6 protein-coding genes and 1 tRNA gene are annotated in these 11,893 nt (G+C 46.6%); all 7 read left to right on the top strand.

Annotated features, from left to right (window positions below; genetic code table 11):
- Positions 1 to 21 precede the first annotated feature (21 nt).
- The 7 genes from U9Q77_08540 to U9Q77_08570 all read left to right on the top strand — a co-directional run bounded on the left by U9Q77_08540 (position 22) and on the right by U9Q77_08570 (position 11,393).
- Entirely contained in the window at positions 22 to 4,653 is a 4,632-nt protein-coding gene (locus U9Q77_08540) for a hypothetical protein (protein MEA3287407.1), read from the top strand.
- Between the two features lie 9 nt (positions 4,654 to 4,662).
- On the top strand, positions 4,663 to 5,709 hold the full coding sequence (locus tag U9Q77_08545) for a PorV/PorQ family protein (GenBank protein ID MEA3287408.1): 1,047 nt from the start codon (positions 4,663 to 4,665) through the stop codon (positions 5,707 to 5,709).
- Between the two features lie 155 nt (positions 5,710 to 5,864).
- Positions 5,865 to 7,013, top strand: coding sequence for a hypothetical protein (locus U9Q77_08550; GenBank protein ID MEA3287409.1), 1,149 nt, complete (start codon positions 5,865 to 5,867; stop codon positions 7,011 to 7,013).
- 109 nt (positions 7,014 to 7,122) lie between these two features.
- Positions 7,123 to 9,261 carry a T9SS type A sorting domain-containing protein gene (locus tag U9Q77_08555; protein MEA3287410.1) on the top strand — a complete coding sequence of 713 codons (2,139 nt, stop codon included), beginning with the start codon at positions 7,123 to 7,125 and terminating at the stop codon, positions 9,259 to 9,261.
- The gene (locus U9Q77_08560; GenBank protein MEA3287411.1) at positions 9,258 to 10,454 is read left to right on the top strand and encodes a hypothetical protein; all 1,197 of its coding nucleotides are present in this window, start codon (positions 9,258 to 9,260) and stop codon (positions 10,452 to 10,454) included. Before U9Q77_08555 ends, U9Q77_08560 begins: the two co-directional genes overlap by 4 nt.
- Positions 10,455 to 10,644: 190 nt before the next feature.
- On the top strand, positions 10,645 to 11,265 hold the full coding sequence (locus tag U9Q77_08565; protein MEA3287412.1) for a hypothetical protein: 621 nt from the start codon (positions 10,645 to 10,647) through the stop codon (positions 11,263 to 11,265).
- Between the two features lie 42 nt (positions 11,266 to 11,307).
- Positions 11,308 to 11,393: transfer RNA gene (locus tag U9Q77_08570), tRNA-Leu, on the top strand.
- The last annotated feature ends 500 nt before the right edge of the window (positions 11,394 to 11,893 follow it).

Here is an 11,893-nt window from a genome sequence, read left to right on the forward strand (position 1 = left end):
AACGGACACGGGAATCGACGGTTGGCAATTCATAATGGCAACAAAATATTGACCAGATTTTCCAACTATGGTGCCATAGCCGATTGGCGAAATTCCCCAGGTCGTTACGATTGCGGGATCTACCCCATTGGCTCAGGTCGTTCCTATCTGGCTGAGTTTTCACCCATTGTTGCTGCAGAAGTAGACAACACCAGGGGTGGCGGAAAGATTAATATCCTCAGTGAAGGTATGCCGGCCAGTTCTATCGATCTGCCCTCTTCAGGTGACTATTTATGGCAGTTTGAACCACGTCTGGGTTATGCAAATTCCAATGATTCGCTGATTGCGATGAGTGATGACACACTTTCCTGGCCCTTGAGCTGGGTGGATCTACCAGATGATTGGGATAATGCCTGGGCTGGACAGTATGGTAAGTATAGTCGGGCTGATCAGGAAAGCTATTTCCACCTGGATGATTTCAATAATGATGAGTTCAGTCACTATCCCATGTTGCTGGATGACAACCTTCACACTGGTGAGATCATTCCCTTCATGGCTGGCGATTCAGGTGCCTATGCCATGCTGCTTGATGCGAATACTTCGTTTGAAGACCTTGTGCGGGATGTCAATCGTTCCGATGCCCTGGATGTGCGCAGTGGCCGGCGACCGGATGTCATTAAGGTATCCGGAGACAAATGGTATGAAATCGATTCACTGATCAGTGATCACACATTACGGTTAAAGACGTTCATTGGGAATGCAAATCAATCGCCAACTGGAACTGAATATCAGATCTATGATGGTCTTAAACGCGGTCTGGGAGTGGACGTCTCAGTGCGTGGCTATCAATGGGCTCATCCTGCTGCTGAGGATATCCTTATCTTTACTTATTGGATCAAAAACATGAGTTCCCTGGATTATCAGAAATTCGTCTTTGGCATGTACGGTGATGCTGATGTAGGGGATGATGGCGATCAATATGACGATGATGCCTGGTTCGAAACTGCCAATGATATCGTCTACCAGTGGGATCATAACATGTGGTCAGTTCTGAATGGCGGTTACGTCCCGGCCTACTTTGGCTGGAAATACCTCGAATCTCCTGGGAATCCCCTGGACGATATCGATAATGATGAAGATGGCATGATCGATGAAAGACAGGATGATGGCATCGATAACGATGGCGATTGGAATCCCTACGTGGATGATATCGGTGCCGATGGCGTTGGGCCCAACTATGGAGAATACACCGGACCGGATGCAGATGGCACCGAGGGTAATGGGGTTCCGGATCTGGGTGAACCGAATTTCGAATATACCGATAATGACGAATCAGATCAGATCGGACTCACCAGCTTTACTGCTGCTCGCTATCCAGGAATTGATCTGACCAGAGATGGTGTAACCTGGGGTCAGCTTGCTCCGGGATCATTCACCAACATTTCCCAAACCGTTGATATCACGTTTATGTATGGCTCGGCTTACTTCCCCCTGCCCCAGGAAGAGGACCGCAAATTTGCAGTTGCCCTGATCTTTGGAAATGATTACGAGGATATTCTGCGTAATTCTGAAACCATGCAACAGATATACAATAGTGACTATAACTTCGCCAAACCACCTAATTTACCAAAACTGACTGCTGTTCCTGGTGATGGTCAGGTGACCCTCTATTGGGATGATAAAGCAGAATACAGTATGGATCCCATCTATGGTCACGATTTTGAAGGTTATCGTATTTATCGGGCCACGGATCCGGCTTTTAATGAAGTCTGGACCATCACAGATACCTATGGCAATCAGACCTTCAATAAACCCATTGCCCAATTTGATCTGGCCGATGGCCTGACCGGTCCGCATCCCTACGGCTTGAATGGCATCCATCTGGACATGGGTACCGATACCGGTTTGCGCCACTCCTGGACTGACACTGATGTGGAGAATGGACAAACCTACTATTATGCCGTGGTTGCTTATGACTATGGCTATGATTATGATTTCTATGAACGGGGTATTTCTGATGTTGATCTGAGACCACCCATTACCCCTTCAGAATGTACCAAGAAGATCGAGATCAATGCATCAGGTGATGCCATTAATTTTGATATCAATACAGCTATGGTCGTGCCAAACGCACCTGCCATGGCCTATATAGCACCGGAGATAGTGGCTGATAATACGACTACCCTGGGAACAGGGACTCTTGAAATCAGTGTTATCGATCCGTCCAGTATTCGCAATGGCGATCAATATGAGATCACCTTTCGTGATTGGTCAGAAGATGAGATCGATAATGATGGGGATTGGCGTACCTGGACTGATGATACAACCCATATTGATCTGAATCCAACCCTGGAGGTCCTGATCCCGCCAAATTCAGATACGCTTATCGTAAATTTGGGAGGCGGTCATGTCATTCAGGGCATTACTCAAACCACGACCCAGTTTCTCTTTAGTGGCTATTATTACATCACCACACAGGTCGATACAGAGACTGTCAGTTCACAGGATACGACCTATCTCAGGTACTTTGTTGATATCCCTGACACCAGTTTCACCTTGTTACCAACCCTGGGGATCTGGGATGGGTGGGAGCCGATCTATTCAGATGTAGGAGCCGATGGCTGTGATGATGCCTGGGAAACCGGTGACCCAGACAACCCCTGCTCAGAAACAGCTCTTAACCTGGGGAATGACCCAAATCAAGACAATTGGAATCCCTCCACCAATCCTGATGGAACGCAGGCCAATGCCATTCCAGATATTGGAGAACCTAATATCGATGCCAATGATATTGATGAGATCAGTCAACTGACCAGCTCGTTCCAGCTCAAAAATCTGACCACTGGTGATGTTTTGCTCAGTGATCAGACCGATCTTAGTGGAGAAGGTCGGGGGATGGTCACAGAAGGTTTTAGAATTAATCTTGAGAACGATGAAATAGTCCTGCTGGAAGCAGAATCAGGCTGGACGACTTCAGGCTTGAATTTTGACATTAATATTACTCAGGAGAAATACAATACAGTAGATTTTATCCCGGTGCCGTTTGATTATCTCCTGACCATTGATCCCGTGGTCACGGATACCTCTATCAATAACAAAGCGACTGCCTTCCATCTGGAAGATCTGACCAATGATCTCCCTGTGGATTTTATTTATACCACGGCTGTCACCGATACGATCATTAGACCGGGAGCTGTGATCTATCCTATTGTCACAGCTGGAGGAGACATGCGAGTGACCTGGAAACTGGTCACCGACGCCAAGGTTGGTGATGTGAGTTTCATAGCCGAATGGAATGACCTCGTGGCTTTTGCCACAGCAAATCATGGCTTGGGTGTCTTTGATGGTGAGACATGGTCTAACATCACAACAGAGGAAGGTCTGCTATCCAACAATATTCGAAATCTGAACTATGATAACAGCGGTCGTCTGTTAGTCGGAACTTCAAATGGATTGAATGTTCATACTGATTTAGGCTGGCTTGATTATGCCATCGATCTGATCATTTTGGATGCAAACCCTGATGAGGTCAAGACAGATTTTCTGGTTTTCAATCAGGTTCTGGAAGATTCTGAAGGAATCCTTTGGTCCATTTCGCTAAAAGGACTCATGCGTTGGGATTGGCATCGCAGTGATGTAGGTGAAATATTATCCGAAAATGCCATAACCTATGTTGATTTTGTTGCCGATACCTTTAAGACCGTTTCAGGAGATACTATCCTGACCGGGATCATCCAGAACGAATCACTGGCTCTGGCTGACCTGGGTGGCGGAGCCATCGTCGTGGGTACCAAATCTGAAGGTCTGGAGTTTTATAATCCATCTGACAGCAGTTTCTGGTATCTGAACAAGGATAATTCTGAATTGCCCACTGATAAGATCCTGGCCCTCCAGGTAGTTGGTGATAGTCTTTATATCGGCACCAAGGATAAAGGCCTGGTGATCTACGACCTCGTCGATAGTGCCTTTGTCTATTCCAATAAAGATAGTTTGTTGAATAGGAAGGTGGAGCATGTCATGGTTGCAGCGGATGGGCGTATTCACCTGTCTACCAAGGATGGTTACAACATCGTTGATCTTGATGCTGCTCCAGGATCCCAGTACATCGCCTATACCAAGGAGGATGTCCCTGAATTCGGCACAAATAAGATCAAGACCGTAGCCGAAATGGCAGATGGCACGATCTGGATCGGCACAGAGAACTCAGTTGCCCGAAACCAGAACCAGCAATGGGAAGATTGGGCTCCCACACCAGGTGATCAATTCATTATCAAATCACGCAAACCATTCTCAGCGAAAGATGTTCTGGCCTTCAATGCTGTTGGTGGTGACGTGGATGTGAATGCACCGGTCAGTCTGTTGAAAAACATAGCGGTTGTGCCCAATCCCTATGTCGTAACTGCGTCCTGGGAACCTCAACATCTTTATGATTCGGGACGAGGAATCCGTAAGATCGATTTTATTCATTTGCCGCCGGAATGCACCATCAAGATATATACTATCAGTGGTAAATATATAAATACGCTGGAGCATAACTCTGATATATGGGACGGAGTAGAATCATGGAACCTGCTGTCTCGTGATGGACTCGAGATAGCGTATGGTGTCTATCTATTCCACATCGATGCTCCGGATGTTGGCAGTATCGTTGGTAAATTTGCAGTGATCAAATAGGAGGCAAACATGAGAAATTCAATGATAACCCGTCGTATTGTTTTGCTGACCCTGACCCTGTTAGTATCAGTTAATCTCCAGGCCGTTTCAAAACGGGGCACCACAGCGGCTTCTTTCCTGGAGATCGGCATTGGAGCAAGAGGAACATCCATGGGTAATGCTTATGTAGCAGTTGCTGATGATGTTCACTCCCTGTATTGGAATCCTGCTGGCTTGGCATTGATGAATAAGAGCGAAGTCAGTTTTATTCAAACAAAATGGCTGGCCGGTATCGATTTTAATAATGTATCAGCCGCATTTCCCATGGGAAACCTGGGAACGATTGGTGTAGCGCTAACCAGTATCTCTGTGGAAGAAATGGATGTGCGGACCATCGAAAAGCCGGAAGGCACCGGTGAAAAATTTGGTGCTACTGACTTTAGTGCAACGCTGGGGTGGGGGCGTAGCTTTACCGATCGCTTCTCTTTTGGAGCCAATGTCAAATACATCGAAGAACAGATCTGGCATATGAAAGCCAGTTCAGTAGCCGTTGACCTGGGGACCACTTTTCGAACCCAGTTCAAGGATATGAAGATCGGGATGAGTGTCACCAATTTTGGCAACAAAATGCAGCTCAAGGGTGATGATACCTTACTCAAGATCGATATTGCACCGGATCAGGAAGGAAACAATTCCAAGATCAATGGTCACCTCGATACAGATTATTGGTCCCTGCCGCTGACCTTCCGGGTTGGTGTGGCTGCAGATGTGTTCAAGATACCCCATGGCAAACTTACCCTGGCCATGGATGCTGCCCATCCCAATAACTACGCTGAAAGCATTAGTTTTGGCGGGGAGATTAATATCATGGATCTGGCCTTTTTACGAGCCGGACAAACCTTTTACCTGAATGATGTCGATGACGATGGCAACTCGTTCTCCCCGGAACGCTTCAATCTGGGAGGGGGGATCAATATTCTGCTGACCAGGGATCTTCGCTTCAAATTGGATCTGGCTTATGGTGATTGGGGCATCCTCAGTGATGTAAGAAGGTTCAGTCTAAGTCTGGAATTCTAGTTTTTCAAGCAATCAGCTATCCTGGGACCGTCTGATCACAGGATAGCTGATTACATCAAGTCAATTCCAGTTCGGTAGTGTATATTAACCGCATGAAAATCGTTATATCATACTTCACTATTACATCCAGCAAATAGTATTTTTGAGGAACTGAAATGAGCAATTTATTTAAGAGATCTCTGATCATGATGTGTCTGGTTATGGGAATTTCACAGGGGGCTGATCTCAACCAGCTCATCGAATTGACTGATGCGGCCAGCTCATGGACCGTTCATGCCGGAACGCCCCTTTATTACACTTCAACACACCATCACTATCAGGTTGTGAGTCAAGAGATTAGAGCTCTAACAAGTTACGATGCAAAAGCAACCATTAATCTTTCGCCATCATCAGACTATCGCTTGTTAAGTATGCTTCAGGATCTGGATCAGATTAAGAATAGTCAACGTTCCTCGGATTATTTTGTTTTGAATAGCCTGGACGAGCTGGTTTACAAGGTATCCCGTGGAACTTCTGCCGACTTAAAGCCTCTGGTAGCAGCGATCTCGGACCAGGGAATTCTAGCTTTGGCAGACCCGGTTCGAGCACACATCTATCTTTATCAAGCTGGTAACCTGATCTCCGAAGGACAGCTCTATGAAAGTGAAGGGGATCGTAGTCTTGAACGCAACATTTATCTGCAATGGGTTGATGATCAGTGCTATATCATTCTAGAACGACCAGGGCGTGCTGGATCTGTTGCTCAGGCCGCCCTGATGATTCGAATCAACGCTGCTGGTCGCAACCAACAGACCTCGATCCTGCCTTTCAGCTACCTGCAGAAGTTTATTTTTCAGGCAAATCGCCTCTTTATCAGTGGTTATGATTATGATCCACAAGACCAAAAGATGAATCCGCTTATCGTTGAAGTCTCTGCCAGAGGTAAGGTATTGTGGAGCAATGAGAATTTCGGGCACGAGTTGGCGATCTCATCCAATGGTCGCTATTTGGCAGCACTTAGCAGCCATGAGGATATTCAACTATTTGATCTGCAAACAAAACGCGTCAGACAGATCCATTATGACCATGCAGATAGGGTCTCGTTGGGGCTGTCCATCAACGATCAGGGGCAAATGGCGGTCATCAGGGTACCGGTAGATTTCTTTGTGAAACGTAATTCCCACGCAGCCCAGATCTATTTCCCCGAAACAAAACGTACCCAGCGCATCCAACTTGACCCGCGTTTCCCGAAGATATTCCAGCTCCATTCGGATGGGGATCACTTCTTTATCGGCACCAATTACGAATGGTTGGAGATACGCTAAGGTGCAGAATTCCATAAGTCGGGTCTTTCCTGCACCACGTTTGGATCGTTGCTCTGCAAATTCTGGATCACACTTGAATAGTGCGAATTGCTTAAGGGCACTTTTATTGATGGTACCTGTCCTTGCAATGCTATTGCCATCTGTTCTCAGTGCTCAGATCCATAACTTCCCCTGGCCCATATCACCCATGAATCAGCAACACCGCATTTCAGCCACCTTTGACGAATGTCGTGAAAATCGGGACCACTTCCACAGTGGAACCGACCTTCCACTGGCTCCCGGTGGTCAGGTCTTAAGCATCATGGGCGGTCAGGTAACCGGAATTGGATCAGATTGGATCAGGGTTGAAGATTTTGCTTATGTTCACGTTAATCACAACCCGGCTCTTCAAGTAGGGAATTCAGTTAGCCAGGGTGCAGTGGTGGGGTGGACCGATAGCTATGCCCATATTCATCTGAATTACGGGGGCGGTGCCAGTGGTCATCCATCCGGCAATCCGTTACTACCCAATGGCTTTGTGCCATTCAACGACCCCTATCATCCTCGCTCACCCATCATTCAATTTGTGTTGGATGGAACTTTTTCACAGTTTCCTTCCTCCAGTATTAGCGGACGGGTCGATATTGTCGCCCAGGCAGCAGATACCACCGACATGTGGTCCAGTATTGATATGAATAATGGGATCTACACCATTGGCTGGGCGCTTTACTCCAGTGATACCAACACAGTCCTGGCTGGTCCACATTTTTGGTTCGAGGCAGACCAGCTGTATTCGAACTCCTATATTAACAATGTCTATGCTCCCGGATCCAGCACCAGCATTTATAAATACATCGTAACCAATCGCATTAGCGCAAACGGATTCCTGGATTGTGACCTCTATGAACCAGGTCCCTATGTTGTGTCGGTCATGAGTTCAGACACCAGAGATAACTGGGATACCACCTTTGTGAGAGTGAACATCAGTGATGTTGATCTGCTGCCACCTGGACAACCTGTTTTAAACTATGTTGGTCCAGATGTGAATGGGGATCTCTATTTTGAATGGTCCTCACCCGGTGATCCTGATCTGGCCGGATATATCCTGGAATTCTCATTTAATGGCAGCGATTGGAGCTCCAACCATGGACCTGATGTGCTCACCGCTGATCTGACCAGCTTCGTGGTTCCCAATTTCCCAGAGAATGCCATTATCAAATTTCGCCTGATTGCCGTGGACGCTGCTCCGATTCCCAACCGGAGTGAACCGTCGGACAGTTATGGTGTTCGCTTGAACAGTAGCGCACCGTCAGTCCTGATCGTGGATGGTTTTGATCGCACAAATGGCTCCTGGACCCAGAATCATCATGATTTTGCCTGCTATTATTCAGATGCTGTCGTCAATAGCGGGTTAGAATCTTCCATAAGCACGGTGAGCAATGAATGGGTTATCCAGACTCAGAATCTGAATGACTATCAAACGGTGCTCTGGTTCACCGGAGATGAGAGTCGCACGGATGAGACATTTAATACTGCTGAGCAAAACATTATTTCAAATTACCTGACAAATGGTGGTAACTTTTTCGCATCCGGAGCAGAGATTGGCTATGATCTGAGTGCCGGTTCAACTGGAGATCAAGCCTTTCTGAACCAGGTGTTGCACGTGAATTATGCTGGTGATAATGCTGGCAACATGCACGTAAACGGCGTTGGTGCCCATTTTTCCGGGATTAGTTTTGACTACGGAGCAACACCCTATATCGAGGATTGGCCGGACTATTTTACACCTTCCTCTAGTGGGGAGATTGCTCTCCAGTACGGTAACTCACTTGTTGCAGCTGTTAGTTACCGCGATGACACCTCGGCCAGCTTTGTAATGGGGTTCCCTTTTGAAACCATTGAGCTGACAGCTTCACGAGCAGACCTATTGGAACGCGTATTCCTCTATTTCGCTAGAATGAACAGCATAGATGAATCACAGGTACCGCTAAGCTTCTGTGTATCAGCTATATACCCAAACCCATTTAATGCATCAATTAATATCGGCTATTCACTGGATCAGAGCGGTGAAGTGGATTTATTGATCTATAATATCAGCGGTAGAGAAGTGTATCACCACAATTTTGGATCACAGTCCGCAGGGTCATATACCCATCAGTGGAGTGCTACTGACATTCGGGGAAAAACGCTGGCCAGCGGCACATATCTGGTGCGGATCAATCAATCAGGACGCTGGAGCGCTACCAGGAAACTGCTGCTATTGAAATGAGATCGAAACCGTTATCAACATTCATTTTCTTAATCATGGCACTTTCTGCTGGTCTCCAGGCCAGTACTCTGCAGATCAAACCCTATGCCCAATGGACCTTTGATTCACAGCTGGAAGCAGTTTATTTCCGGCCGGATGGCACCGGGTTTCCCATTGAACTCGTGCTGACAAATACTGAAATAGTTTACTATGATAGTACTGGTAATCAGGTCAGAAAGATTGCCCGAACTCCAGGAGATCGGTTTGTGATGGATCCGCTGCAGCACGGATTTATGTTGATCCAGGAAAACCCCTCAATCCGGATCGATCGGCAGGAACGGCTGTATTCCTTTCAAATGTTTAACGAAAAGGGGGAAGCGGACTATACCATCGTCCATGCAGTTGATCTGATGGAAGGGCAGTTAAGCTATCAGATCACTGGTCATCGGAACATTCTACTCACCGAGAAGGGCCAACCCTGGGTATTAGAGCTTAATGCTGAGGATACCTTGCTCCACATCAATTCCTGTCGCTCCGGCGTGGCAAAGGAAGGCACCTCCTACACGCTGGCCACTAAACTCTATTCGCGGCATGCAATGGTAACCGCTGTTTCCTGCCTTGAGTCCGGGCAGAGGGATTCGTCTACCATAGAATTGAGATTGTGGGAGGATGAGCACGTCATCCTTGATCCAGTTCTGTTTCGTGGAACACTGGCCGGGATGCAGCCTTTGCCTGCAACAGACTATTATTTTCTGGAGATCGATCGGGGTGGCGAAACTGAATTGACCCTTTTCAATCGCCTGGACTCTCTGAAGACATATCCCTGGAAAAGTTGGAAGATCGGTTTACTCGGACAAAAAGCAGCTTTTGTGATCACTGAAAAGGACTTGAAAATAGTTAACCTTGGTGATGGAACGGTAGCAGCCAGTTACCATCCCATCGATCTGAGCAGTATTAGTGATGCTGTCTATCTGCAAGAGTGGGGCTTATTCCTGTATCTTCGATATGAATCGTTTTTTAGAGAGGATGGTCGGCAGGCCTTCCGTAATTTTGAGCTGGAGGGTGTCAACAAATCAGGTCGCATTGTCCATCGGAGTTCATTTGGGACCTGGACCTACTCATTACCAAAACTAACCCAGCTTGGTAGTGATCTGTTTGCCGTCCATATCTACAATGCAGTGCTTTTATACCGAATCGATCTTGAACGAAATTGAACCTGAAGCATTGAGATATATATAAAAAAGCTACTTTTCATTTATTTGCCTTATGGGGCCATCGATCTGTTGCTCACTGTGGCGATCATAACAGAACTGATCAATCAACGGTACGATCTCATCGCTTCCAATATTCCAATGATGATATTGGGAATCGTGTCACTTAATAAAAAACTCAAGGCCAGCGGACATGGTGTGGTTGATTGAATTAACCCTGATCCTCATGACCGGTCTGTTGACTTTTCATGCTGCCAGAACCCGCTCAACTCAGTTTATGCTGATCTTCTGGTTCAGTGGTTTGATCATGAGCATCTTACGGGAATTTGCTTTGGTGAAGATCAGTGAGTATTACACCTACGGTGATTTTCACCTCACGATCCTGGGAATCCCTCTTGTATTTTTGCTGCTCTGGCCGAATCTATGTTATGTCAGTTGGGAGTGGAGTAATGGTTACCTCGGTATGGAATATTTCCACGCAAAGTCCTGGGATCAGCATTTACCACTGATCTTTGTGACCATGATCTTCGTTTCCTTCTTTTTTGAAGCGCTTCTATCACAATATCAATTGATCCACTGGCAGATGGATACCATGCCGACTTTGTGGGGGAGCACTCCAGCGCTGGCACCCTACGCCTACGGATTCACTGGTGTTATTTTTATGAAAAGCTTTAAGATATTATGGGACAAACCACAGCAGAGCTGGCCACTAGCAGCTATAAGAATAGCCGCTTTGCAGCCCTTGCTGGTGTTGGTTTTAGTGGGTTCGCTCTTTCTTGTTGATCGCACCATCATTCTTATTTTTGCTGATTGACTCAAGAAGCATGTCGGATTAGATTAGCCTGCTTTTTTGATAGCCCGGGTGGCGGAATTGGTAGACGCGTTAGGTTCAGGACCTAGTGTACCTTATAGTACGTGCTGGTTCGACTCCAGTCTCGGGCACAATCCAATTGAGAATTATGAATTATGAATTATGAATTATGAATTAGCCATTGCAGCAATGTGATGGCTTTTCTTTTTAATACGAAATGAACGAAGAAAACGAACTCTAGGTATTGTATTGGTCAAGAAAAAAAATAGGTATGACTCCAGCGCGTCCCGGCGCAGCTGTATGCATAGCCGGACAAGTCACGGCATAGCTCGGAGAGCGACGCCGGATCTCGGGCACAATCCAATTGAGAATTATGAATTATGAATTATGAATTAGCCATTGCAGCAATGTGATGGCTTTTTTATCACAGCGAATCAGACAAAATTACGAATGCATGCGTAGCAAACATGAGCTGGTAAATTCCCTCCTGGGCCTGTCGCAGCGTAGTGAAACGCAGACCAGAGGGGTTCCTCTGGGGGTGGGCTTATTTTGTTATCACTATGTGTAATGGATATCAGAAACCCACGACTTAAGTCGTGGGCTGCACCTGCTCCCTTCGGCAGGCTCAGGG

It is taken from the genome of Candidatus Neomarinimicrobiota bacterium (assembly GCA_034716895.1).
Lineage (GTDB): Bacteria > Fidelibacterota > UBA8477 > UBA8477 > JABMPR01 > JABMPR01.

Bases quoted from the DNA above. Each gene is read 5' to 3' on its own strand.
- U9Q77_08550 (MEA3287409.1), top strand. From the start codon at position 5,865: ATGAGCAATTTATTTAAGAGATCTCTGATCATGATGTGTCTGGTTATG.
- U9Q77_08555 (MEA3287410.1), top strand. From the start codon at position 7,123: ATGGTACCTGTCCTTGCAATGCTATTGCCATCTGTTCTCAGTGCTCAG.
- U9Q77_08545 (MEA3287408.1), top strand. From the start codon at position 4,663: ATGAGAAATTCAATGATAACCCGTCGTATTGTTTTGCTGACCCTGACC.
- U9Q77_08565 (MEA3287412.1), top strand. From the start codon at position 10,645: ATGGTGTGGTTGATTGAATTAACCCTGATCCTCATGACCGGTCTGTTG.
- U9Q77_08560 (MEA3287411.1), top strand. From the start codon at position 9,258: ATGAGATCGAAACCGTTATCAACATTCATTTTCTTAATCATGGCACTT.